20 protein-coding genes are annotated in these 24,406 nt (G+C 63.4%); 4 read left to right on the top strand and 16 right to left on the bottom strand.

From position 1 onward, the window contains the following. Positions 1-184: 184 nt before the first annotated feature. Positions 185-1,399, bottom strand: coding sequence for a PrsW family intramembrane metalloprotease (locus tag ACSU1G_RS03450; RefSeq protein ID WP_439278489.1), 1,215 nt, complete (start codon positions 1,397-1,399; stop codon positions 185-187). A gap of 61 nt (positions 1,400-1,460) precedes the next feature. On the opposite strand from ACSU1G_RS03450, the gene ACSU1G_RS03455 reads away from it, so the two are divergent. After that, complete coding sequence (locus tag ACSU1G_RS03455) at positions 1,461-2,330, top strand: fumarylacetoacetate hydrolase family protein (RefSeq protein ID WP_439278490.1); 870 nt, start codon at positions 1,461-1,463, stop codon at positions 2,328-2,330. 43 nt (positions 2,331-2,373) lie between these two features. On the opposite strand, the gene ACSU1G_RS03460 is transcribed toward ACSU1G_RS03455, so the two are convergent. The 3 genes from ACSU1G_RS03460 to ACSU1G_RS03470 all read right to left on the bottom strand — a co-directional run bounded on the left by ACSU1G_RS03460 (position 2,374) and on the right by ACSU1G_RS03470 (position 5,678). Beyond that, entirely contained in the window at positions 2,374-3,834 is a 1,461-nt protein-coding gene (locus ACSU1G_RS03460; protein WP_439278491.1) for an aspartate ammonia-lyase, read from the bottom strand. 99 nt (positions 3,835-3,933) lie between these two features. Then, on the bottom strand, positions 3,934-4,269 hold the full coding sequence (locus ACSU1G_RS03465; protein ID WP_439278492.1) for a peptidase: 336 nt from the start codon (positions 4,267-4,269) through the stop codon (positions 3,934-3,936). Then, positions 4,266-5,678: an inorganic phosphate transporter gene (locus ACSU1G_RS03470; RefSeq protein ID WP_439278493.1), complete on the bottom strand. Its 1,413-nt coding sequence runs from the start codon at positions 5,676-5,678 to the stop codon at positions 4,266-4,268. The genes ACSU1G_RS03465 and ACSU1G_RS03470 overlap by 4 nt, the downstream gene beginning before the upstream one ends. A 153-nt stretch (positions 5,679-5,831) precedes the next feature. Here ACSU1G_RS03470 and ACSU1G_RS03475 point away from each other — a divergent pair, with 153 nt between their 5' ends. Further along, positions 5,832-7,925 (top strand): S9 family peptidase, encoded by a 2,094-nt coding sequence (locus ACSU1G_RS03475; RefSeq protein ID WP_439278494.1) that lies wholly within the window; start codon positions 5,832-5,834, stop codon positions 7,923-7,925. A 547-nt stretch (positions 7,926-8,472) separates the two neighbouring features. After that, on the top strand, positions 8,473-8,982 hold the full coding sequence (locus tag ACSU1G_RS03480; RefSeq protein WP_439278495.1) for an endonuclease domain-containing protein: 510 nt from the start codon (positions 8,473-8,475) through the stop codon (positions 8,980-8,982). Between the two features lie 124 nt (positions 8,983-9,106). On the opposite strand, the gene ACSU1G_RS03485 is transcribed toward ACSU1G_RS03480, so the two are convergent. The 6 genes from ACSU1G_RS03485 to truB all read right to left on the bottom strand — a co-directional run bounded on the left by ACSU1G_RS03485 (position 9,107) and on the right by truB (position 15,356). Continuing rightward, positions 9,107-10,135, bottom strand: a complete 1,029-nt coding sequence (locus ACSU1G_RS03485; RefSeq protein WP_439278496.1) for a 6-phosphofructokinase — start codon at positions 10,133-10,135, stop codon at positions 9,107-9,109. A gap of 215 nt (positions 10,136-10,350) precedes the next feature. Then, a complete protein-coding gene (locus tag ACSU1G_RS03490; protein ID WP_439278497.1) occupies positions 10,351-12,486 on the bottom strand; it encodes a DEAD/DEAH box helicase in 2,136 nt (711 codons plus the stop codon). 192 nt (positions 12,487-12,678) lie between these two features. After that, positions 12,679-13,635: a bifunctional riboflavin kinase/FAD synthetase gene (locus ACSU1G_RS03495; protein WP_439278498.1), complete on the bottom strand. Its 957-nt coding sequence runs from the start codon at positions 13,633-13,635 to the stop codon at positions 12,679-12,681. Further along, positions 13,632-14,024: a hypothetical protein gene (locus ACSU1G_RS03500; RefSeq protein ID WP_439278687.1), complete on the bottom strand. Its 393-nt coding sequence runs from the start codon at positions 14,022-14,024 to the stop codon at positions 13,632-13,634. The genes ACSU1G_RS03495 and ACSU1G_RS03500 overlap by 4 nt, the downstream gene beginning before the upstream one ends. A 73-nt stretch (positions 14,025-14,097) precedes the next feature. Continuing rightward, positions 14,098-14,466: a hypothetical protein gene (locus ACSU1G_RS03505; RefSeq protein WP_439278499.1), complete on the bottom strand. Its 369-nt coding sequence runs from the start codon at positions 14,464-14,466 to the stop codon at positions 14,098-14,100. Then, a complete protein-coding gene (truB, locus tag ACSU1G_RS03510) occupies positions 14,463-15,356 on the bottom strand; it encodes a tRNA pseudouridine(55) synthase TruB (RefSeq protein WP_439278500.1) in 894 nt (297 codons plus the stop codon). Before truB ends, ACSU1G_RS03505 begins: the two co-directional genes overlap by 4 nt. Before the next feature lie 62 nt (positions 15,357-15,418). Here truB and ACSU1G_RS03515 point away from each other — a divergent pair, with 62 nt between their 5' ends. Continuing rightward, positions 15,419-16,318: an A/G-specific adenine glycosylase gene (locus ACSU1G_RS03515; RefSeq protein WP_439278501.1), complete on the top strand. Its 900-nt coding sequence runs from the start codon at positions 15,419-15,421 to the stop codon at positions 16,316-16,318. 16 nt (positions 16,319-16,334) lie between these two features. Here ACSU1G_RS03515 and ACSU1G_RS03520 read toward each other — a convergent pair whose 3' ends face one another. The 6 genes from ACSU1G_RS03520 to ACSU1G_RS03545 all read right to left on the bottom strand — a co-directional run bounded on the left by ACSU1G_RS03520 (position 16,335) and on the right by ACSU1G_RS03545 (position 24,406). Then, positions 16,335-18,545, bottom strand: a complete 2,211-nt coding sequence (locus ACSU1G_RS03520; RefSeq protein ID WP_439278502.1) for a LuxR C-terminal-related transcriptional regulator — start codon at positions 18,543-18,545, stop codon at positions 16,335-16,337. A gap of 86 nt (positions 18,546-18,631) precedes the next feature. Then, positions 18,632-19,087 carry a 30S ribosome-binding factor RbfA gene (gene rbfA, locus ACSU1G_RS03525; protein ID WP_439278503.1) on the bottom strand — a complete coding sequence of 152 codons (456 nt, stop codon included), beginning with the start codon at positions 19,085-19,087 and terminating at the stop codon, positions 18,632-18,634. A gap of 60 nt (positions 19,088-19,147) precedes the next feature. After that, a complete protein-coding gene (gene infB / locus ACSU1G_RS03530) occupies positions 19,148-21,928 on the bottom strand; it encodes a translation initiation factor IF-2 (RefSeq protein ID WP_439278504.1) in 2,781 nt (926 codons plus the stop codon). A gap of 59 nt (positions 21,929-21,987) precedes the next feature. After that, positions 21,988-22,260: a YlxR family protein gene (locus ACSU1G_RS03535; RefSeq protein WP_439278505.1), complete on the bottom strand. Its 273-nt coding sequence runs from the start codon at positions 22,258-22,260 to the stop codon at positions 21,988-21,990. Between the two features lie 41 nt (positions 22,261-22,301). Continuing rightward, positions 22,302-23,285: a transcription termination factor NusA gene (gene nusA / locus ACSU1G_RS03540; protein ID WP_439278506.1), complete on the bottom strand. Its 984-nt coding sequence runs from the start codon at positions 23,283-23,285 to the stop codon at positions 22,302-22,304. Between the two features lie 80 nt (positions 23,286-23,365). Beyond that, positions 23,366-24,406, bottom strand: coding sequence for a TIGR00730 family Rossman fold protein (locus tag ACSU1G_RS03545; protein ID WP_439278507.1), 1,041 nt, complete (start codon positions 24,404-24,406; stop codon positions 23,366-23,368).

The raw sequence follows: 24,406 nt of genomic DNA on the forward strand, positions 1-24,406 counted from the left end.
AGAGCGAACACTTCGACGCGCTCAGTGCAAGCCGTCTCGCGAAGTGGCTATTGACATCATCCGCGGTCGGGTGCAACCTTGTGTCAGATCAACTCAGCGCCCGGGAGCCTCGCAGGCATTGCCGCAGCACCGGGCGCTGAGTCTCGCCTGGAGCGGTCCGGATCAGAACGCCAGCAGTGCCGTCTCAGAACGCCAGCAGTGCCGCGCGCGTCGCGCGCGTGCGCGTCAGGAGTGCACGCTCGTCGTCAGCCGCGAGTGGGTCACGACCGGTGAGAGCACGCTGGCGGACGGCCGCGAGAGCCGTCGCATCCTTGATGAATTGCTTCATCAGCGGCCTACGGTCACCGCGCAGCGACGCAGCCCAGTTGAGTCCGACCTTACGTCCGGCCGGAGTCGCAAGCATGGTCACTTCCTCTGGGGTGAACCAGCCCGCCCCGGCATATTCTCCGAGGCGTTCTCGCGTAATCCGGGCCTCTTCCTTGCGCAGTGCGACGATCGCAAAGATGAAGCTGATGAACAGCGGCACCTGCAGGGTGATGTACAGCGGGAAGAAGTCGGCGAATATCGCTGAGCCGTTCCAGAAGCCGTGCAAAAGCACCGCTCCGAGCAATCCGAGCGCACCTGTGCGAAGCACTGCACCGGTAGAGGCGTGACGGCGTACTGCCAGCCCTATCGCGAACCCGGTCAGCGCTGTGAACATTGCATGTGCGAAGGGCGAGAGCAGTCCGCGCATCACGAACGTCGCGGTCAGGTTCGCCCCGCCCCCCTCGATCAGACTGATCGCGAAGTACTGAATGTTCTCGGTGAAAGCGAAGCCACCGCCGATCAATGCTCCGTAGACGATTCCGTCGACTGGTCCATCGAAAGCCCGCTTACCGATCACGAAGATGAGGAAGATCCCCAAGCCTTTGGCGAGCTCTTCGACGATCGGCGCCTGAACGACCGCAGTGAGCGAATCAGAACGGAAGCCGATGAGCAAAGTGATTGCGAGATCGACGAGCAGCGTGATGCCAACGGCTGCGATGGCGCCCCAGGCGATCGCGAAGGCGATGAACAGCTTCGGTTCCGGTTCCCATCGATCGATGATGTACACACCGAGGAAAACGATGGTGAGCGGGATCAGTGCGAGGACGAGGCCGATTCCGGATGCCACAACCCCCAGCGCCGACACGAAGTAGGCGATCAGAAGGACGAGTGCGAATCCCAGCACGCCGAACAGCCATATCGATACCGTTCGTCCCCGCTTCGCGGGAACCGGCAGCGTCGGCAGCGCAGGGGCCGAAACAGGCGCGACCGGAGCCGGCGGAGAATAGCTCACGGGCTGCGCGAGAGTCGATGCATATGTGGGCTGCTGAGCCGGCGGGGCGTAGTGCGGCTGTGCCGGTCCTCCGAATGTCATAGCCAAAGCCTAGGGGTACTGTTCAGGCCAGTCGCAACGCACGACCGATAACGTAGACAGTATGCGTTTCGCCCATCTTCGCCGGCCAGACAGTTCCGACATCCAGCTCGCGGTCATCGAGGACTCCGCTGCCATCATGGTCGCCGAACTCCTCTCATCCGCACCCCTCACTCTCCAGGATCTCATCGAGGGGGGTGAGGAGACACTGACTGCGCTGCGGGCAGCACTCGCTACAGGCGCGGCAGCGCGGCATCCGCTCGCCAGTTTCAGCTTCGGCTCTGCAGTAGTGAATCCACCGGTGATACTTGCCGTCGGGCTGAACTATGCCGCGCATTCCAGTGAGCTCGGACTGAAGACCGACACCGCGCCGACTGTTTTCACGCTCTGGCCGAACTCACTCACCGGACACGAGGCCACAACCGAATGGCCCCGCAGCCTCAGCGAGTCCATCGACTACGAGGCCGAACTCGGCGTACTGATCGGACGTCATACAAAGGATGTCTCCGTCGAGGACGCCCTCGATCATGTCTGGGGCTACACGGTCGTCAACGACATCACAGCTCGAGATATTCAGTTTGCTGAGGCCCAGTGGTCGCGATGCAAGTCTTTTGACGGGTTCACACCGACTGGACCATTCGTGGTGACCGCAGACGAAATTCCGGACCCGCAGGATCTGCACATCTGGACCGTCGTCGACGGTCACACCGTGCAGGATGCCTCGACCGAGCAGATGGTCAGACCTGTCGCCAAGCTCATCGCGCACCTGTCACAGTCGATCACCCTGCAGCCGGGAACGCTCATCTCCACGGGAAGTCCAGGCGGCGCCGGCTATTCACGTAACCCGCAGATCTTCCTCCGGGACCGCTCCACCGTGACCGTCGGAATCGACGGTATCGGGGAGCTGACCACCCACTGCCGAATCCTCGACTGAGGGCCTCGGCTGCGGGCCGCGACGCAGGGTCGCGACGCAGGCGTCAGATCTGAATCAGGTCATCCGGCGAGATCACCGTGATGGCCGAGGTGATTGCCTCCAGCCCGGACAGACGTGCCGGCGAAAGCTGTTTGGTGACCTCTTCGCGAGACATCAGCTCTGCCTCGACGACGAGATCTGCGACACTGCGGTTCGTCAGCAGCGCGGCCTTCGCCAGAGCCGCAGCCGCTGCGTAGCCGATGAACGGCGTCAGCGCGGTGATGACACCGACCGAGGCGCCGACCATGGCGCCGAGGCGGTCTTCGTTCGCGGTGATGCCATCCACACAGTTGACGCGCAGAGTCCACATCGCCTGTCGCATCCATGTGATCGATTGGAAGATCGAGTGCGCGATCACGGGCTCGAAGGCGTTGAGCTGTAGCTGACCAGCCTCGACCGCCATAGTGACAGTCATGTCCGCGCCGACCACTGCGAAGGCCACCTGGTTCACTGCCTCGGGGATCACGGGGTTGACCTTGCCCGGCATGATGCTCGATCCGGCCTGCATCGCGGGAAGATTGATCTCACCGAAGCCCGCCTGCGGACCGGAAGACAGCAGACGCAGATCGTTGCAGATCTTCGAAAGCTTGATGGCATTGCGCTTGAGTGATGACGAGAACGACATGAAGGCACCGGTATCGCTCGTCGACTCGACGAGGTCTGTCGCGGTCTCCAGATCAAGCCCAGAAATCTGACGCAGGTGCTTCAGCACATACGGGGCGTAGCCAGCGTGGGTCGTGATGCCTGTGCCGATCGCAGTAGCGCCCATGTTGATCTCGAACATGAGCGTCGCATTCTCGGTGAGGCGAGCGTGATCCTCCCCCAACGTCGTCGCGAACCCGTGGAACTCTTGGCCGAGCGTCATCGGCACGGCATCCTGCAGCTGGGTACGCCCAACTTTCAGCACATTGTGAAACTCGCCAGCCTTGCCGAGGAACGAGCGACGCAGGAGGTCGAGCTCGTCCAGCAGCGAACGCAGGGTCAGTGACAGCCCGATCTTGATCGCCGTCGGATAGACGTCGTTCGTGGACTGGCTACGGTTGGTGTGGTCGATGGGACCGAGGAAGGCATAGTCACCCTTCTCTCGTCCGGCCATCTCGAGGGCGATATTGGTGATGACCTCGTTGGCGTTCATGTTCGTCGAGGTACCAGCACCGCCCTGGATGACACCGACCGTGAACTGATCGTGGAACTCGCCGTCGATCACTCGCTGCGAGGCAGCATCAATGAGATCTGCTCGCTCGGCATCCAGAACGCCGATCTCTTTGTTCGCCCGCGCACTGGCCTGCTTGACCATGGCGAGACCGCGAATCAGATCGGGGTAGACCGAAATCGGCCGCTTCGCGATCGGGAAGTTTTCGACAGCGCGGGCCGTGTGAACGCCCCAATATGCTTCGGCGGGAATTTCCATGCTCCCGAGAGAATCGGTCTCGGTGCGAGTAGCAGTGGGCGCGGCAGAAGCCATGTCACATCCTTGTGGGTCGTGGCGAAATTACGGTGATGATCTCAGTCTATGCCTCGTGTGTCCGCACGCGAATGAGTCGTATCACGCGAATGAGTCGTATCAGTGACCCACCACGATGATGAGGATGCCAGCGAGCACAGCCGCAGCACACACCCCGAAACAGGCGTAGGCGCCGACAAGCGCAACACGCTTCTGCCCTGGGGTCAGCGGGTTCTTCCGTGCTGCCTTGGCAGCCTGCTTGGCCGCACGACTGGCCTCTTTGTCAGTGATGACAGTGATCGCATCTGTGAACTCCGCAGGAGACACCACCGGTGCATGACCGGAGCGTACGAGCATGCGCAGTCCGAGAGCGTAGAACGTGACGATGACAGTGGCGCCGATGAGTGCGGCGGCGAACACCAGCAGGAAAGCGGACCAATCGATGACGACACTCATTCTGCGCCCTCCTGCGTCGTTGTCACAGGCAGGTTCTCCGTACCGGCGTCGGGCTCTGCCTTCTTTTTGCCCTTGCGCTTACCGTTCTTGTCCTTCACCTTGTCCTTGGACTTGCCCTTGGGCTTGAACCTGGACTTGCCCTCGGACTTCGCCTTGGCCTTCGCTTCGGCCTTGGCCTTGGCTCGGGCCTTGAGCTCAGCTCTCGCTTCCTCGATGCGCTGCTGGCGACGCGTGGGCGGCGGCGTGTCTGGAAGCTCAATCGCGTGGCCAGACTCCGCGACATCACTCATCGCGTTCTCCGAGGTGACCGCGTCACGACGGGAGCGCATGAAGAGTCCGACGATCACAGCGAGCGCAAGAACCGCATCGATCGCGATACCCCAGTTGCCCAGCCACACCACCAGCAGTGCGGCAAGTGCACCGACGCCGCCTGCAGCCGGAAGCGTCAGCACCCAACCGATCGCGATGCGGCCTGCAGTGCCCCAGCGCACCGTGGAACCACGGCGTCCGAGCCCGGAGCCGATGACAGAGCCGGAGGCGACCTGTGTCGTCGAGAGCGCAAAGCCGAGTGCGCTGGAGGCGAGGATCGTCGCGGCTGTGGAACTCTCAGCGGCAAAGCCCTGCGCCGGCTTGACGTCGGTGAGTCCCTTACCGAGGGTACGGATGATGCGCCAGCCGCCGAGGTACGTACCGAGCGCGATGGTGAAGGCGCAGGCCACGATCACCCAGAACTCTGGTTCGTGGTGCTCGCCGGATTGCCAGCCGACGGTGATGAGAGCGAGCGTGATCACGCCCATGGTCTTCTGCGCGTCATTAGTTCCGTGCGCGAGGGCGACGAGCGACGAGGTGAAGATCTGCCCCCAACGGAAGCCGTCGCGCCCGTCCGGCTTGTTGTCGTAGCGACGAGTGATCGAGTAGGCGATCTTGGTTACCAGCAGCGCGATGAGGCCCGCAGTGACCGGCGCGATAAGCGCAGGCAGAATGATCTTGGACAGGACCATTCCGAAGTCGATGCCACTGGTACCGACGCCGATGAGGGTTGCTCCGATGAGACCGCCGAACAGCGCGTGCGATGAACTCGACGGCAGGCCGAGGAGCCACGTGAGCATGTTCCACGTGATCGCACCGATGAGTCCAGCGAAGATCAGCGGCAGGAAGACATCCGCACCCATCTTGATGATGGCATCCTCACGGACGATGCCCCCGGACACTGTCTTGGCGACCTCGGTCGAGAGGAAGGCGCCGACAAGATTCAACACGGCGGCGAGAAGCACGGCGGTCTTGGGCTTCAACGCACCGGTTGCGATGGGCGTTGCCATCGCATTCGCGGTGTCGTGAAAGCCGTTGGTGAAGTCAAAGAAGAGCGCTAGCACGATGACCAGCACGACGATGAGGGCTGCGGTTTCCACGTTCGCTTTCGGTTGTCTCAAGCAGGGATGTGCCGACGTGATCGGCGTGCTGAACGAAGAGTTCACCGTGGGTTTTACTTCCGTTAACCGGCCCAGATAAATCCTCGCACCCTCCTCGGCATCGGTCAACTCGACACCGACTAGCGTGGAACCGTGACCAACGTTCCTATCGCCGCTCGCCGCACCCATATCCGCACGCATCACGCAGACACTTTCAACGATCCTTATGAGTGGCTGCGTGAGAAGGAATCGCCAGAAGTCATCGCGCATCTCGAGGCGGAGAACGCGCACACCGATGATCAGAGCGCGCACCTCGAGAGCCTCCGCGAGACGCTGTTCGAAGAGATCAAGGGCCGCGTGCAGGAGACAGATCTGTCTGTGCCGACCCGCCGGGGCGACTGGTGGTACTACGGACGCACCGAGGAAGGCTCGCAGTACGGCATCCAGTGTCGTGCGGCCGCAGTCAGTGGCGATTGGACTCCCCCGGTACTCGAGCCAGGCGTTCCTGTGCCTGGCGAGGAGATTCTGTTGGACAGCAATGTCGAAGCAGAGGGCCACGAATTCTTCTCTCTCGGCTCTTTCGACATCTCGGATGACGCGACGAAGCTGCTGTGGGCGCCCGACCTTGAGGGCGATGAGTTGTACACCATCCGCGTGCGCGATCTGGTGACAGGCGAAACACTCCCCGATGAGATCCCGAAGACCGGTGGCGGCTTCTTGACGCCAGACGGCACAGGGATCATCTACACGACCCGCGATGAGGCCTGGCGTCCAGACACGCTGTGGTTGCACCGTCTCGGCACCCCGGTCCAGGATGATGTGACGCTGTTTCACGAGCCGGATGAGCGATTCTGGCTGGGTGCGGGGCTCACCCGCAGCCGCCGCTTCCTGGTCATCGGCGTCGGATCCAGCGTCACCGGCGAGGAGTACCTCGTCGATCTGGAAGGCGACATCACGGCTGAACCGCGGCTGGTCTGGCCCCGCACCGAGGGCGTTGAGTACTCACTCGAACACGCGATTGTTGACGGCGAGGACCGCCTCTACATCATGCACAACCAGGATGCTCTCGATTTCGAGCTCGTCTCAGTGGCGGCATCCGATCCCCAGGGCGAGCGCCACGTCGTGATCGCGCACGAGAGCGGACGTCGACTGCTGGGCATGGATGCATTCCGCGATTTTGCGACAGTGGAGTACCGCCGCGACGGCCTGGAGCAGGTCGGTCTGCTCGATTACGCGACGGATGCTGTCGACGAGTTGTCCTTCGACGAACCGTTGTACTCAGCGGGCGTGGGAGGAAACCCCGAGTGGCACTCGCCGTTCCTGCGGCTCGGTTATACCTCGTTCGTGACTCCGGGCACTGTGTACGACCTTGACCTTGCAACACGCGAACTGGTGCTGCGCAAGCAGCAGCCGGTACTCGGCGGTTACGACTCGGCCGACTACGCCCAGGCGCGCGCCTGGGCGACGGCACCAGATGGCACTCAGGTGCCGATCTCAATGGTCTGGAAGCGCTCGTTCGGAGAACCGGGCGCTGACGTGCGTCCCGTACACCTGTACGGCTACGGGTCATACGAGCACTCCATCGACCCCGGCTTCTCGGTGGCGCGACTTTCGGAACTCGACCGCGGCGTCATCTTCGCTGTCGCACACGTGCGCGGCGGTGGTGAGATGGGCCGCAAGTGGTACGAAGACGGCAAGATGCTGAACAAGCGCAATACGTTCACCGACTTCGTCGCGTGCGCGGAGCATCTCATCAGCACCGGAGTGACAAGCCCGGAGCAGATGGTTGCCGAGGGAGGCAGCGCCGGTGGTCTGCTGATGGGAGCAGTCGCCAACCTCGCGCCTTCCCGCTTCGCCGGCATCCTGGCATCCGTGCCGTTCGTCGACCCGCTGACCTCGATTCTTGACCCTTCGCTCCCCCTCACCGTGATCGAGTGGGACGAGTGGGGCGACCCGCTGCACAACGCCGATGTGTATGAGTACATGAAGTCGTACGCACCGTATGAGAACGTGCAGGATGGCGTCGCCTACCCGCGCATCCTCGCCATGACATCTCTGAATGACACCCGCGTCCTGTACGTCGAGCCCGCGAAGTGGGTAGCGCGGCTGCGCGAAGCCGGGGCATCCGATGTTCTGCTGAAGTGCGAGATGGCTGCAGGACACGGCGGCGTGAGCGGTCGCTACAACTCCTGGAAGGAACGAGCCTTCGAGCTGGCCTGGATGTTCGACACGCTGGGGCTCGCCTAGCCGCGCGCCCGCGTCGCGGGTCACGGGTCACGGGTCGCGCCCGCCCGAAATCAGGACGAAGTCCCCAGATCAGGAGGAATCTGCAGATTCCTCCTGACCTGGGGCGGATGTCCTGATTTGGGCCGCGGCGTCCTCTACTGCACAGTTGCCGAAACTCGGCACTTCTCCCCCATTCATGGGTTTAGCCCTCCGCGTGGCATGGCCGAGGCTCCATTGTGGACGCATGTTCCTCGAAGAATGGATGCGATCGCGTGACGGCGTCGCACACAGCTCCCAGATCTACGCCGCCGGATTCAGTAAGCATGCGGTCGCAGCCTCCGTGAAAAGCGGGCGGATGCTGCGCGTACGGCGGTCTTGGCTCCTTCTACGCGATTGCGATCCAGCACGCGCCACTGCCGCTCGTGTCGGAGGGCGTCTGACCTGTGTCAGTGCAGCCCAGACGCTCGAGCTGTGGGCCCCAGTCCATGATGAAATCCATGTAGCGGTGTCCCCCGCTGCAGCACGCTTGAACAGCGACGGCATCCATGTGCACTGGTCCGATGGGCCGATGCCATATGAGCACCGAGCCGCGATCGATCCGCTGATCAATGTGCTGTTCCATGTCGCACGCTGTCAGCCACGCGCCGATGCGCTGGCGATCTGGGAGTCGGCCCTCAACAAGAAGCTGATCAACATTGACATCCTGAAGGCAGTTGCCTGGCACAGTGATGCCGCGAACAGCCTGGCTGCGCTGGCATCCGCTCTGTCCGATTCCGGGCTGGAAACACATTTCGTTGAGCTCATGCGCGCAGTCGGCGTCAACGTACGCCAGCAGGTCTGGATCGACGGACATCCGGTCGACGCCTTGATCGGCGACCGTTTGATCGTCCAGCTCGACGGATTCGCGTTCCACAGCAACGCTGGCGACCGTCGACGCGACATCGCCGCGGACGTCAGACTGCGGCTACTCGGCTTCACGGTGCTTCGGTTCGACTACCAGCAGGTGCTGTTCCAACCAAAGTGGGTGCAGGAATCCATCCGGATCGCGATGGCTCAGGGCCTGCATCTCGCAGCCTGACAGCATCCGAGATCAGGACGAAGTCCCCAGATCAGGAGGAATCTGCAGATTCCTCCTGATCTGGGGCGGATGTCCTGATTTCGGCGACGCAGCAGCCAGCAGCCAGCAGCCAGCAGCCAACAACTCAGCCGAACAGTGCGGCAGCCTCGTCGTAGCGGTAGCGCGGCACCGTGTTGAGCTCGCCCAGAGCCTCTTCGAACGGCACGCGCACAATGTCGGTGCCCTTCATGGCCACCATCTGGCCCCACGCGCCTGCGACGATGGCGTCAGCCGCGTGCAGACCGAGGCGTGTCGCGAGAACGCGGTCGAAGCCTGACGGCGAGCCGCCACGCTGGATGTGGCCGAGAATCGTCGCGCGGGTCTCGATGCCGGTGATGCGCTCGATCTCGGGTGCGAGTAGGTCGCCGATGCCACCGAGACGGGGCCGGTTGAAGGCATCCAGCCCCTTGTCGCTGAACGCCTCGTCCATACCGAGAAGCTTGAACCCCTCCGAGACTACGACGAGAGGTGCGCGACCGCGATCGTGGGCGCTGGCGACGAGCTCTGTGATGTCATCGATCGACATCGGTACCTCAGGGATGCAGATGACATGCGCACCGGCGGCCATCCCTGCGTGCAGGGCGATCCAGCCGACGTGGCGACCCATGACCTCGGCGACCATGCAGCGCTGGTGCGAGTCACCGGTGGTACGCAGTCGGTCCATCGCGTCGGTGGCGATGTTGACCGCAGTGTCGAACCCGAAGGAGTAATCCGTCGCTCGCAGATCATTGTCGATCGTCTTCGGCACGCCGAGCACATTCAGCCCGTCTTTGGCGAGCCGGTCGGCCGCGGCCAACGTGCCTTCGCCGCCGATCGCGATGATTCCATCGATCTTGTGGCCGTAAAGCGTCTTGGCGATGTTCTCTGCGCCACCACGATCACCCTCATAAGGGTTCGTGCGGCTGGTGCCGAGAATTGTGCCGCCAACCTTCGACAGGCCCTTGACCTCGTGGCGGGTGAGCGGCATGAAGTCGCCCTCGACGACTCCTCGCCATCCGTCACGGATGCCGACGAATTCAAGATCGTAGCTGGTGGTGCCCTTGAGCACGATGCCGCGGATGACCGCATTGAGTCCGGGGCAGTCGCCGCCGCTGGTAAGAATACCGATCTTCATGCTGATGCCTTCAGAGGTCTCGGGAGTAGGACGGGCGACGTTGCCTGATCTCGACCCTAGTGGGCATCAGAGTCCCGCGCCATTCGATGGGCGCGAGAACCTTCAATCTTGCGCACTGATTCGTGGCCATTCGAGGATCTTCTGCAGATCGTGCAGAAAATCCCCGAATCGACCCGAAAGAAGTGCAGTTCTTGCGCCTTGCTGCGCCTCCGACGTCAGGACCCGAGGGCTTGACGCAGCAGGTGCATGAGTGCTGCCACCTGCACAGACTCGCTCGGGGTCTCGTCGAACGCTTCGCCGTCCAGTGCACGAGCCGCAAGGCCCTGCTTCTGGTCGATGAGCTCAGCGATCTTCGTATCGATCGTGTGCGCAGCGATGATGCGCCAGGCGGTGACCGGCTCATCCTGTCCGATGCGGTGTACGCGGTCGATCGCCTGAGTCTGCTCGGCTGCGGTCCAGCTCAGCTCGGCGAGCACCACGTTCGACGCCGCCTGCAGGTTGAGACCGACACCGGCTGCGGTGAGCGAACACACCGCGATGCCGACGTTCTCGTCGCCGTTGAAATCATCGATCGCCTGCTGCCGCGCTGGCGTGGTCTGATCTCCACGAATCGAGACGTAGCGGATGCCCGCGGACGCGAAGTGCGCCTCTGCCTGATTCATGACGTCGATGTGCTTGGCGAAGAAGACGACCTTGCCCACCGAGCGCTGCAACTGTGCCGCGTAATCGGCTGCCAGCCCAGCCTTGGCCTGGCCGATCTTGCGCACCATCGTGAAGACGTTGTCTCCGCCGGTTCCGGCCGCTTTCGACTCTTCCAGCTCGTTGTGTGCGACAAGGCGGACGATGTCCTCGTCAATCTCACCAGGGGCAAGACCGCGGTCACCGCGCGCCTCGAGGATGCGACGGTACTTGGCGGCCAGTCGCTCGCCCAGCTCGCGCTCGGCCTGACGAATGCCGCGCCCGAACTCGTCATCCAACTGCACAGGCAGGTCGGCAACGAGTTTGTCTGGCAGGTCGGCTGCGACGTCTTTCTTCTTACGCCGGACGATTCCCATCGAGATCACCGCATCGCGCGCCTCGGGGTAGAACGCCTTGTCGGCGGGCGTGTGTCCGGTTGCATCCAGCTTGCCCATCAACTCGGCCCCAGGCTTGTCACCAGTGGTCCAGCCCAGGAAACGCCAGATCGCATCGAAGTCTTCGACATCGTTGATCAGCGGCGTACCGGTGAGCGCCAGCATGAGCGGGTTACGCATGTGTTCCCGCACCCGGGTCGCGAGTGCGAGCACATTCTGCGAACGCTGCGAAGAAAGGTTCTTGATGAAGTGCGCCTCATCGACGACCATGCCCTTCAGCCCGATCGAGCTGAGCCAGGACAGGTGACGGTCAAGGATCTCGTAGTTCACAATGAACACGTCGGCGAATGCGTCGATGTCAGTGCCATCACCCTGGATGACAGTGGCGCGCCGCTGCGGCGTCCAGCGCTCAACTTCGCGTGCCCAGTTCATCTTGACGACGTTGGGAACCACGACGAGCAGCGGATAGGCGTCGACGATGGATGCCGCGAGTACCGACTGTGCTGTTTTGCCGAGGCCCGGCTCATCCGCGAGCAGGAAGCTGCGGTGTCCCCCGCGCACGGATTCAAGGAAGCGCGACTGATGCACCATGACCTCAAGGCCTTTGGGCGAGATGTGGTCGTACTCCGGCACCGGGGGCAGCTCCATGGAAGCTGCTGAGCCACCGGCTCCGGTCTCGAACGCCTTGTACAGCGGACCCATGAGTTCCCAGCCGTCCAAACGGCGACGAGGTGTCGTCGTCGTGCGCGGCGTGAGATCTGGAGCGAGGAACGGGTTGGCAAGTTGCCGTGATTCGACAGCCGGCGGCGTCACCTGGCGTTCTGCGAGGGCCGCGGGAACGACCGGCGCCTGCACCGGAGCAACATCAGTGATGATGAGTTCTTCCGGAGCTAGTTCCGCACCGGATTCCAGCAGCCAGTCACGTCGCATGCGTTTGGCGACGGGGCTCGCGGCCTGGTCTGCCTCGAGCAACTGGATGAGTGACGTGTCACGTGCGGCGGTCTTCGCGAGAATCGTTGCAACGCCGTCGAGCCGCTTGAGCAGCTCGGCGCGTGCGGAATCGCTGAACGCGGCATCCGTCTTCACTCTGGCGCGCTCCTCGCGCACCAGGAAGGCGATCACCTGGAACTTGACCCGATTGGTGGGACCGAGCTTGCCGCGCTGTGCCTTTGCCTCGATCTCGCGCACCTTGCGCGCGAGAATCGGGATCAGCGGGGCATCGTCGTCGCGACGGGATGTCTTCTTGCGCCGTGTTGCGGCGGTTGCCGTAGTCGGCATGCTCCTCCTGAGCGTGAAAATCGAATCGCCATGAGAGGCGGTTCGTGCCGTACGAATAGTCCGCGTGTGGCGTGAGCCAGGACCGTGCGGACACTGTCTGGTCTTCATCAGGGCACCGTTGAGGCGCACACCGGAAGAAGATCTGACAACAGTTTAGGTCATACCCACGACAAAACGCCGAATGGCGGGCATTCAGGCGCGTACTTCACCCGTCAACAGGGCACGTGCAGCGACGACATCGGCCGCCATCTGATCCTTCAGCGCCTCGATACCGGCGAAAGCGACCATGCCGCGCAGCCGTTCGGTGAACTCGACAGTGACGTCATGGCCGTACAGATCGAGGGCATCCTCATCCAACACATGGGCCTCGACCTGACGCACCAACACGTCATCGAAAGTCGGATTCGTGCCGACCGATACGGCCGCAGGATGCCGCACACCGGTGTCGTGGTCGACGAGCCAGCCTGCGTACACGCCGTCCGCGGGGACGAGCGCATCGACGAGCTCAGAAAGATTCGCCGTCGGGAACCCGAGTTCGCGACCGCGTTTGAGTCCATGAACGACTTCGCCGCGAACATCGACCGCACGTTCGAGCACTTCTGCTGCCGCTTTAACGTCACCCTCGGCGAGCAGTTCGCGGATCCAACTGGATGAGACGCGACGCTCAGAATCTTCGAGATACACGTCCTCGACCACATCTACGGTGAAGCCGTACTTCGGACCGAGGGTGCGAAGTAGCTCCGGTGTTCCCGCTCCGCGATGGCCGAATCGAAAATCACTACCGACGAGCACTGTGGACACATGCAGCGCGCCCACCAGGATCTCGGCCACGAACTCTTCCGCATCGCGTGATGCGAGCGCCCGGTCGAAGGTGAGCAGCAGGGTGGCATCGAGCCCGAGTTCACCAAGCAGTTCAAGCTTGCGCTCAGTCGACACCACGTTCTTCGGGCAGAGCTCAGGGCGCAGCAGAGCGAGCGGGTTGCGGTCGAAGGTGACGGCGACGGCGCGCGAGCCGGATGCTGCAGCATCCACCTTGAGTCGTTCGATAACTGCCCGATGACCCGCGTGCACGCCATCGAATTTTCCGATGGCGACGGCTGCAGGCCCGAAGTCGTCCGGCACCTCGCTGGGGTCGCGGAAGACGATCATGCGCCCGCCTCGACAGGCTTATGGGTGCGCAGCCACCAGATCCCGAACACCGGAAGAATCAGAGGAATGAACAGGTACCCCCGACCAAACATCGACCAGACGGAGTCGTGCTGAAACAGATCCGGCAGCGTGAGGCTCAAAATGCCTACCGCGATGACACCGATGAGTTCGAAGACGATCGCGATCCACGCGACGGTATACCAGCCTCGACGGCCGGCGAGGATGAGTCCGAGCGTCGCGACGATGTAGACGACGGCCGCGAGGCTCGAAAGCGAATACGCCAGGGGCGCTTCCTCGAACTTGCGCACGATCTGAACGAAGCTTCGGCCGGTGGCAGCAAGCGCCATCACGGCATAGACGATGACAAGGACACGGCCGATGCCGGTCATCCGAGTGCGGGTTTCGGTGATGCTCATAGCGTCCTCCATCCTAATCGCGCGAGGCACCGCTCAGCGCCGCAGGCTACGCGAGCTGGATCGTCCAGATGACTTGCATGCGCCACACCATAATCGCGACCGCAACTGCGGCCAGCCCTAGGATGACCGTGCTCCAGCGGGTGCGGTCCAACAGCGCCCAGATCACGCCACCGACGGGCACGAGAACGGCGGAGACGAGATACACCCAGAACTCCAACAGATCTCCGGTGGGAGGATTGCCGGCCAGCGGCGAGACGATCCCGACGACGATTTGAACGATCAGCAGCACTTCGACCAGTGCCAAGGCGCCGACGGTGAAGTCGCTCGGGCGACGGCCAGTGAGCCCCGCAATCACGCAGAACAGCCCGACGGCGACGGCGACGGCGATCTGAACAATCGTGAACCACAGGATCATCGCGCTTCCTCCGGCATGTTCATGGCGCTTTTCACGTCGCTCCCCCGCTTTTCGACGATTCCCACGAGAGCACCGTCCGGGTCGATCGCAGCGGCAAGGGCTCCGTCGATCCTGGATGCCTGATCCGCAAGGCGCTTGCCATGGCGCAGATCACGCGCCTCATCGGCAGACACTTCAAGCGGCTGCAGTATCTGTGATGCTGCCGCAGCCGGCGTCAGCGTCACAGCGCCCACGAGTTCATCCAGGCCGACTGCGCCGGTTACCTCGAACGGACCGATCCTGGTGCGACGCAGCGCCGTGAGATGCCCACCGACGCCGAGGGAATCCCCCAGGTCGCGTGCGAGCGCACGGATGTAGGTACCGGATGAGCAGTCGACGACGACATCGAGATCGATGAGGCCTTCACTGCCGCGCTGCGCGAGAAGTTCGAAACGTGACACGGTGACCGCGCGTGCCTTGAGCTCCACATGTTCTCCGGCTCGAACTCGGTCGTAGGCACGCCGCCCGTCGACCTTGATTGCCGAAACGGCGCTGGGAACCTGAGAGATGTCTCCGGAGAGCGCCGCAATGCCCTCGGTGATCTGCTCGCCCATGATCGCTGCCACGGCCGCGGCATCCGCTGTCACCGTAATCTCGCCCTCAGCATCATCGGTTGAGGTCGCCTGCCCGAGCCGAATCGTCGCGAAGTAGGTTTTGTCCGCACCGACGACGTAAGTGAGTAATCGGGTAGCGCCCTCGATGCCGATCACGAGGAGGCCAGTAGCCATCGGATCGAGCGTGCCGGCGTGTCCGACCTTGCGCGTTCCGAATGCACGGCGGGTACGAGCGACGACGTCGTGACTGGTCAGCCCACCGGGCTTGTCAACGAGAAGAATGCCTGGCGCGACCATCTCTCCAGCCTACCGAGACTTGCTCTGAGGTGCGTCCGTCGCACTGCACGTAGGCTATCGAGGTGCCTGTGCCATCGATCTCTTCGACACACCTGCCGCCGGTGCTCGCGGATTGGTATCTCCGCAGCGCACGCGATCTTCCGTGGCGGCGCGCTGAGTTCCATGACAGCTTCGGCGCATGGGGCACGCTGGTGAGCGAGTTCATGCTGCAGCAGACGCCGGTAGGCCGAGTGATTCCGCATCTGGAAGCATGGCTGGAGCGCTGGCCGACTCCGCGCGAGATGGCGCAGGCGACGCCAGCACAGGTCGTACAGCAGTGGGCGAATCTGGGATATCCGCGACGTGCGCTCTGGCTGCACCGCGCCGCAATCGAGATCACCGAACGCCACGGCGGACAGGTACCACGCGATGTCGATGCGCTCCTCGCTCTGTCCGGCATCGGCGACTACACCGCACGCGCCGTCGCGGTCTTCTCATATGGCGATCGTCACCCTGTCGTCGATACCAACACTCGGCGGGTGCTGGCTCGTGCCCTCGAAGGCAGGTCTCAGCCAGGACCGGCCGCGCGGCGCGATCTCATAGCGATGGATGCTGTGCTTCCCGTGAATGTATCCGAGTCTGCCGTCTTCAACGCCGCCATGATGGAGCTCGGCGCCATGGTGTGCACCGCCCGTGCGCCGAAGTGCGAGCAGTGCCCCATAGCCGCGCAGTGCGCATGGGTAGCATCCGGACGCCCTGACACCGGTGACGACCGGCGTCGTCAGGCCCGATACGAGGGTTCAGACCGACAGGCGCGCGGTGCCGTCCTGAAGGCATTGCGCGCTGCCGATGACAGCGTGCTTCCGCTCGATTCCGTGATTCACGATTGGACGGATGCCGCGCAGCGCGACCGTGCAATCGACTCGCTCATCGAAGACGGTCTCGCCGAGGCAGTCGACGGGATGCTGCGGCTGCCCCGCTGACCACGCCGCCGCAGGCTCAGGTGTGCCGCCCTGTGCGATGCGCGAGCACCGCGAGTTCAACTCGTTTGCGCACACCGAGCTTCTTGAAGATCCGGCCTGTGTGCACCTCTACCGTGCGCACTGAGACTTCGAGCTCCACAGCAATCTCATGGTTCGACGAGCCTTCGACTACGCGCATGGCTACCTCGAGTTCCCGCTCTGTGAGCACCGCAGCCCAGACCATGCGGCTGGCTTCGAGAGGGTCGACATCGTGAATGATGGCAATGGGCATCGTGGCGATCTGGGCATTGGCCTCGATCTGCGTGTGCAGTCGCGCCAATCGCACATCGACAGCGTCACGCCATGCCGCGGCTCCGGCATCATCGAACAGGCTCCGCGCCGCGCGCAGGAAACGTCTGCCCGCGCGCGCGTCACCCCTGATGAGATGGGCTGAGCCGAGCATCGCTTCAACCCGTCCCCGAGCGAACGGCGATCGGAGCTTCCGTGCAGCGTCGGCGACGTCGGCGCATTCCCGCCGCCAACTCGTCTCCGGCAGCGATCGGATGCGCCTGCGCAATCCCCTGGCCTCGCTCAGAGCTCGCGGCTCCACACACACCCGTTCGATCACCGGTCCGACCTCGTCGAGGCCGGGAACAGCGAACGGATGCTGCGGTGCTCCACGGTCATGCCACAGGGTCATCTCCATGGCTGCACGCTCGGAGTTGCCAGCCAAGTACGCCTCGAGTCCGTTGTCAACGAGCCGATCGACTCGGCTCCCACCCGGCAACGTCTGCACGAGCGACTGGGCGAGAGGTCCCGTCGTGCCGAGCACCGCGATGTCGAGTCGTTGAGCGAGTGTCGCACCGAGCCCCGCGAAAGGAATTCCGATGGGAAGGTCCACCGCAGCAGCGATCAGCCGATCTCTGGCGGTCGCTACATCACCGCGCCAAAAATGCAGCAGTGCTTCCGTCACCGCGAGATATGCGTCGACGATGGGGCTGTATTCGAACCCCGCCACCATCGGATCGGTCTCGCGGATCCGCCCAGTCTGCGCCCTGGACAACAGCTGCAGCCCGCTCTCGATGTCGCCGTCCAGCGCGGCATGCAGCGCACCGATCATCCCACCGGAGAAGGGGCCTTCTGACGGTGAGAGGATTGTCTCGACATCTCGGGTGAGTGTCGAACACAGCGCGAGCGCCGAGTCTCGGATCACACCGTCCGCACCGGATCGCAGATCTGCATCGCGGAGCTCGATGAGCCACGCGCGCATTGACGAAGTGGCACCGCGCTCCGCGCACAGCACTGATGAGAGCCCCGCGGTGCGCGCCCAGGCCTGCCAGCGTGCGGCGTCCGCGATGCGCGGGCGGTGGTGGGTTGGATCAAGAATCGGAACGACGCCTTGAAGCGCTGTCTCGGCGATCAACAGGCTTGCTAATGCCTGCGCTCGGTGTTCCACGGCGCCGTTCGGGAACAGGCTGCCCAGCCAGTCGGCAGCATCCTCCACGCACCCCGCGCCGATCGCCGCGACGCCTGCGATCAACCGTGCTTCGTCGCGATCCGCACCGATGGCATGATCGGCTGCTTCCGCGGCGACGACGAATGCCCAGTCCGGATGTCCGCCTTCGGCGAGCTCTCGTGCCGCGCTGATCAGAGCCGGAACGATGTGGGGTAGGCGCTGCACGGCGCCGCGCGCTGTGTGCCACTGAACGGCAATCTGATCCCCGCGAGCATTCCGCACGACGGCCAGCAACGTGTGTGCTCGACTGCGCTCCGAGGCGGTCGCCGTATGACGCAGCCAGATCGGCATACGCACATCGACAAAAGCGAAGCGTCCGTGCACGATGTTCAGGTGGGCGACGAGCCCACCTGCAATGAGGTCGTCGACGCGGTGCTCCGATGCCCCGAGCAACGTGTCAAGGTGGTCATCGGTGCACAGCGCCGCGAGCAAAAGAACGAAGAACTCTTCCGCGGACAGCCGAATCGGATCGAACTGTGCGGAGATCGACGGTACGAGTGGGAGTGACAGCGGAAGCATCCGGTAGCCACTGCGCTGTGCAGAAGTCAGTGCCGCCGCGACTTCGCACACCGTCTGCGCGTCACCGTTCAGCCGTCGGCTGAGCTTCGCAACGACATGCGGCGCGGTGGCGAGTCCACGTTCGAGTAGATCGCGGGTGATCTCAGAGATGAGATCACGTTCATCGACAGCGGTCGGGCGCAGACGTAAGTCGCCGTGCCACACCGTCGACACAAGCCCGCTCCCCTCTGCGTTCCAGTCCCATTCACTGCCGGCCGGGGCGACAATGGGGATCAGAGTATCAGAAGGGGAAAAATCGACTAGCGGGCGCCGTCCTCAGCGTCATCCTCGTCATCGTCGTCATCAGCGTGCGCGTACGGATCAGCTTCACCCGCGTGCTGTGCACCAACGGCGAGCTTGGCCACCTCGGCGTCGCGCTGTTGCGCCTGATGCAGCAGCGCCGTGATGTTGCTCGCGTTGTCCGGGAGAGCATCCAGGATGAACTCAAGCGTAGGCACCAGGCGAGTGTTCAGGTGTCGCCCGACCTCACTGCGCAGCAGCCCGGTCGCAGAAGCGAGGGCAGCACCACTGGAGATGCGCTCCTCCTCGGTACCGAGCACTGTATAAAACACCGAAGCGTTCTGCAGATCACCCGTGACGCGGACGTCGGTGATCGTGACGAAACCAAGTCGCGGATCGCGCAGCCCCTTGTCGAGGCGTTCCGCGAGGATGACGCGAATGCGGTCTGCCAGACGAGCCTGTCGTTCTCCAGCCATTTCCTTCTCCTCTGTGACGAATGAGGGGCGCCCGCAGGCGCCCCTCATAGATCGATCAGATCAGCCGCGAGGCTTCTCGATCAACTCTGTGGTCTCGATCTCGTCGCCGATCTGGATGTCGTTGAACTTACCGAGTCCGATGCCGGCCTCGAAGTCCGTGCGGACCTCGGTGACGTCATCCTTGAAGCGGCGCAGCGACTCGATGGCCAGGCCATCGGCGAGGACAACGCCTTCGCGGATGACACGAGCCTTGGCGTTGCGCGTGATCGTTCCCGAGCGGACGATGACACCCGCGATGTTACCGATCTTCGAGGAGCGGAACACCTCACGAATCTCAGCGACACCCGACTTGACCTCTTCGTACTCTGGCTTGAGCATGCCCTTGAGGGAGCTCTCGATCTCGTCGATCGCCGAGTAGATGACCGAGTAGAACCGGACATCCACGCCTTCGCGTGCCGCAGCCTCACGGGCCTTGGGGTCAGGACGGACGTTGAAGCCAACGATGATCGCGTTATCGATCGTCGCCAGGTTCACATCCGACTCGGTCACAGCGCCAACACCACGGTGGATGATGCGCAGCTGGACCGTGTCGTCGACCTCGATCTTGAGCAGCGACTCCTCCAACGCCTCGACGGCACCGGAGACGTCACCCTTGATGATGAGGTTGAGCGTCTCGACCTTGCCCTCTTCAAGAGCACGGGTGAAGTCTTCAAGCGAGATGCGCTTGCGGGCCTTGGCCAGCAGAGCATTGCGCTGTACGGCTTCACGCTTCTCAGCGATCTGGCGAGCCATGCGGTCTTCTTCGGTAACGATGAAGACGTCGCCGGCACGCGGCACAGAGTTCAGCCCCTGCACCTGCACCGGACGAGACGGGTAAGCCTCTTCGACTGCATCGCCGTTCTCGTCGAGCATGGCGCGGACGCGGCCGTAAGCCGTGCCTGCCACGATCGAGTCACCGATGTGCAGCGTTCCGGACTGGATGAGCACTGTCGCGATCGAACCGCGGCCCTTGTCGAGCTTCGCCTCAATGGCGACACCACGGGCAGCCTTGTTCGGGTTGGCGGTCAGGTCAAGACCCGCATCCGCGACGAGCAGCACAGCGTCCAAGAGTTCCTGGATGCCGGTGTTCGCACGAGCCGAGACATCGATGAACATGACGTCTCCGCCATACTCCTCTGCGACGAGGCCGTATTCGGTGAGCTGCTGACGGACCTTCGCCGGGTTGGCCTCGGGCTTGTCAACCTTGTTCACTGCGACGACGATCGGAACACCGGCCGCCTGCGCGTGGTTCAACGCCTCAACCGTCTGCGGCATGATGCCGTCATCGGCTGCGACCACCAGGATCGCAAGGTCGGTGACCTGTGCACCACGAGCACGCATGGCGGTGAACGCCTCGTGACCCGGTGTGTCAATGAACGTGATCGCACGCTCATGGCCCTCGTGCTCGGTCCAGACCTGGTAGGCACCGATGTGCTGGGTGATGCCTCCGGCCTCACCCTCGATGACGTTGGTCTTGCGGATCGCGTCAAGAAGGCGTGTCTTACCGTGGTCGACGTGACCCATGACGGTGACAACCGGCGGACGAATCTCGAGGTCGTCTTCGCTCTCAGCTTCCAGCTCGCTGTCAAGATCGAGACCGAAGCCCTCAAGGAGCTCCTTGTCCTCGTCCTCAGGCGAAACCATCTGGATCTTGTAGCCCAGCTCGACTCCGAGAACCTCGAAGGTAGCCTCATCCAGCGACTCGGTGGCCGTGGCCATCTCGCCGAGGTTGAAGAGAATCGTGACCAGGGTGCCCGGCTGCACTGTGTAGCCGGTCAGCGTCTCGATCTTGTCTGCGAAGTCGGCGATCGATGCGCCGCGGCGCATCCGAATGATCTCTCCGTTACCGCGGGTGACATTGACGCCACCGACGATCGGAGCCGACCGCATTTCAAATTCCTGCCGCTTCGCCCTACGCGACTTGCGCTGCTTGGACTTGCCGCCACCCTTACCGAAGGCACCTGCTGTACCGCCGCCGGGTCCACGACCACGACCGCCGCCGCCACCGGGACGACCAGCGAAACCGCCGCCACCCCCGGGACGTGCACCGGGTCCGCCGGTACCTGCGCCAGCACCACCGGGACGACCGGGGCCGCCTGGACGCTGCTGGAACGGTGCGCCACCCGGACGTCCACCCGGACCGCTGCGCGGAGCGCCGGGACGGGGTGCGCCGGGACGCGGAGCGCCCGGACGAGGTGCACCGGGACGCGGTGCCTGCGGGCGAGGAATGTTTCCGGGCGTCGGGCGCTGGCCCATGCCCTGAGCGGAAGCGAACGGGTTGTTACCCGGACGCGGACCCGCTGGTCGCTGGCCCATCCCCTGCGAAGTGGAGAAGGGGTTGTTGCCGGGGCGCGGTGCGCCAGGCGCCGGAGCGCCCTTGCCGGCAGACGATTCAGTCGGCTCATCCGACTTCTTTGCCGTGGGCTCCGCCGCAGCGGGTGCTGGAGCCGCGGGAGCTGCCTCGGGGGCAGGTTCCACGGGAGCCGGCTCGGGGGCAGGCTTCGGACCCGGCTTGGGTCCGGGAGTCGGTGGCTTCGGGCCGGGCTTGGCAGCCGCGGCCTTCGAAGCAGTCGCAGGCTTTGACTCTGCAGCAGGCTTGTCGCCAGCCGGCTTCGCGTCAGCCTTGGGCTTGGCAGCATTGTCGGCCTCGATGGCCGCACGGAGCTTGCGAGCCACTGGAGGCTCAATCGTCGATGAAGGACTCTTGACGAATTCGCCGATTTCCTTCAGCTTCGCGAGTGCGAACTTGCTGTCGACGCCGAGTTCAGCGGCAATCTCGTGTACACGTGGTTTGGCAGCCACAATTCTCCTGTCTGGGTTGGTCTACCCAAACAGGGCAGACCACTAGTTGCGGACGGGTCTCATTTCGAGCCGTTCACTTTGATTCCATAGCCATTTAGCCGTTTCTCGATGGTCTGCGTATCCAGAGATGTGGACACACGGAGTGCTCGTGCGAAAGCGCGACGCCGCAGTGCGGCCGCCATGCATTCCTGTGTCGGATGCAGCCACGCGCCCCTCCCCGGCAGCACGGCACTCTCATCAATGATGAGAACGTCGCCCTGAGCCACCACTCTGAGCAGAGCAGTTCGGGAAGCACGCACGCGACAACCGACGCATGTTCGTACTGGATCCATCTTACACCGTGCCGCTGGGTGACAACTCCGCGACCTTCCGGTCAGTCGAGGATGCTGTCGGGCTGGATGTCGATCTTCGCACCGGTCAGCTTGGCCGCAAGTCGGGCGTTCTGCCCTTCCTTGCCGATCGCGAGCGACAACTGGTAGTCCGGCACCAGCGCACGCACGGCCTTGGTGTTCGCATCCAGCACGAAGGCGCTCGTGACCTTCGCTGGCGAAAGGGCATGAGCGACGAAGGTCGAAAGATCTTCGTCGTAATCGACGATGTCGATCTTCTCCCCTGCGAGTTCCTCGGTTACGGCGCGCACGCGACGACCGAGCTCTCCGATGCAGGCGCCCTTGGCGTTGATCGACGGGTCGTTGGCCTTCACCGCGATCTTCGTGCGGTGACCCGCTTCACGGGCGAGTGCGACGATCTCGACGAGACCGGCCGCGATCTCGGGCACCTCCAGCGCGAAGAGCCTGCGCACGAGTCCAGGGTGGGTGCGCGAGACGGTGATCTGCGGTCCCTTGAGCCCCTTGGCGACGGCGGTCACGTAGACGCGCAGACGGGAACCGTGGGTGTAGTCCTCGCCCGGCACCTGCTCCTCGGGGGGAAGAATGGCCTCGATGCTGCCGAGGTCGACGTGGATCATGCGGGGGTTCGGTCCTTGCTGGATCACACCCGCGACGATGTCGCCTTCCTTGTCCTTGAAATCACCGAGCACAACGTCATCGGCGATGTCACGGAGGCGCTGACTGATGACCTGCTTGGCAGCAAAGGCAGCGATGCGGCCGAAATCATCCGGCGTGGCATCCTCTTCGCCGATGATGGCGCCCTCTTCGTCGGTGACCGGCTGAAGAATGGAAACGTGCCCCGACTTGCGATCAAGTTCGACGCGAACGCCGGCGGGAATGGTGCCGTCTTCAGAGACGTGTTTTCCGTACGCCGTCAGAACGGCCTGCTCGATGATCGCGACGAGTTCGTTGAAGGGAATCGCCTTCTCCTTCTCGATACCGCGCAGCAGCCCCAGTTCGATGTCCATAACGGCCTCCATATTCAGCTCTCGCCGCAGCATCCTGCACGCGCGGCACCGTACTACGATACCCGCTCTCGGAGAAGGTGTCAGCCGACGGCGTGCGCCGAGCCCAGTGCATTGATCGCGTCGATGAGCCGGTAGAGGCCGCCGACCTCGCGCTGTCGCAGACGCAGGGACAGCCGTGGCAGATCGACGCGGTCGTTGTCCGCAATCTCAACGGGAAGTGCGCCTGCGTACTCGATGCGCCCCTCTGCCAAGAACGGCGCGAACTCGTCGTTGAGGCTCTCTACCTCGGCACCGGTAGGTGTGTGCTTCAGTCGCAGCACCAGCACATCGTCAACCCAGCGCAACGAGTCGTAGTTGCGCCAGAATCCGGTGATCTCGGCCACCGCTGCTTCTGCGGAATCGGTGACGAGCACTCGGTCGAAGTCATCGACAGAGATAACCCCAGCGGGGATCAGGCTCTCGGCGATGAAGTGTTCCAGCCCCTTCCAGAAGGTGCCGCCAGGCTCATCCAGCAGCACGATCGGCACGGGCTCCGCCTTGCCGGTCTGCTGCAGAGTCAACAGCTCGAACATCTCGTCCATCGTGCCGAAGCCGCCAGGCAGGCAGATAAAGCCGGTGGATTCCTTCACGAGCATGAGCTTGCGGGTGAAGAAGTACTTCATCTCCACCGAGTGCGTGTCCTTCGCGACCACGGCATTCGGCTTCTCTTCGAACGGTAGCTTGATCGAGACGCCCAGCGCCATCTGCTCACCCGCGCCTTCGGCTGCGGCCTGCATGATGCCAGGGCCGGCTCCGGTGACGACCATCCAGCCGCGCTCGGCGAGCACCGAGGCCACCGAGCGTGCCTGCACGTAAAGCGGGTCGTCCTGTCTGGTGCGCGCCGATCCGAAAACGGTGACCTTGGGCATGTCTGCGTACGGGCGGAACAATCGGAACGCATCGCGCATCTCGACGAGTGCCGCCGACGCGATCTTGAGATCGAGCCGGTCGGTGTCTTCCTGGCCGAGCAGGATGCCGGTGCTGAGTATCCGTCGGATCAGCGTGCGGTTGGCGGTGATCCCCGCTTCGGTCATGATCTCGTCGACCGCGGCGGTGAACTCGTCGGGCTGCGCGTCGGTCAT

The organism is Microbacterium sp. A93 (assembly GCF_051842835.1).

Excerpts from the sequence above, each read along its gene's own strand:
- ACSU1G_RS03455 (WP_439278490.1), top strand. The coding sequence starts at position 1,461 with ATGCGTTTCGCCCATCTTCGCCGGCCAGACAGTTCCGACATCCAGCTC.
- ACSU1G_RS03545 (WP_439278507.1), bottom strand. The coding sequence starts at position 24,406 with ATGACCGACGCGCAGCCCGACGAGTTCACCGCCGCGGTCGACGAGATC.
- rbfA (WP_439278503.1), bottom strand. The coding sequence starts at position 19,087 with ATGGCTGGAGAACGACAGGCTCGTCTGGCAGACCGCATTCGCGTCATC.
- ACSU1G_RS03535 (WP_439278505.1), bottom strand. The coding sequence starts at position 22,260 with ATGGATCCAGTACGAACATGCGTCGGTTGTCGCGTGCGTGCTTCCCGA.
- truB (WP_439278500.1), bottom strand. The coding sequence starts at position 15,356 with ATGGTCGCGCCAGGCATTCTTCTCGTTGACAAGCCCGGTGGGCTGACC.
- ACSU1G_RS03490 (WP_439278497.1), bottom strand. The coding sequence starts at position 12,486 with ATGCCGACTACGGCAACCGCCGCAACACGGCGCAAGAAGACATCCCGT.
- ACSU1G_RS03450 (WP_439278489.1), bottom strand. The coding sequence starts at position 1,399 with ATGACATTCGGAGGACCGGCACAGCCGCACTACGCCCCGCCGGCTCAG.
- ACSU1G_RS03465 (WP_439278492.1), bottom strand. The coding sequence starts at position 4,269 with ATGAGTGTCGTCATCGATTGGTCCGCTTTCCTGCTGGTGTTCGCCGCC.
- ACSU1G_RS03485 (WP_439278496.1), bottom strand. The coding sequence starts at position 10,135 with ATGAAGATCGGTATTCTTACCAGCGGCGGCGACTGCCCCGGACTCAAT.
- ACSU1G_RS03505 (WP_439278499.1), bottom strand. The coding sequence starts at position 14,466 with ATGATCCTGTGGTTCACGATTGTTCAGATCGCCGTCGCCGTCGCCGTC.
- ACSU1G_RS03460 (WP_439278491.1), bottom strand. The coding sequence starts at position 3,834 with ATGGCTTCTGCCGCGCCCACTGCTACTCGCACCGAGACCGATTCTCTC.
- ACSU1G_RS03500 (WP_439278687.1), bottom strand. The coding sequence starts at position 14,024 with ATGACCGGCATCGGCCGTGTCCTTGTCATCGTCTATGCCGTGATGGCG.
- nusA (WP_439278506.1), bottom strand. The coding sequence starts at position 23,285 with ATGGACATCGAACTGGGGCTGCTGCGCGGTATCGAGAAGGAGAAGGCG.
- ACSU1G_RS03480 (WP_439278495.1), top strand. The coding sequence starts at position 8,473 with ATGCCATATGAGCACCGAGCCGCGATCGATCCGCTGATCAATGTGCTG.
- ACSU1G_RS03495 (WP_439278498.1), bottom strand. The coding sequence starts at position 13,635 with ATGATCGTCTTCCGCGACCCCAGCGAGGTGCCGGACGACTTCGGGCCT.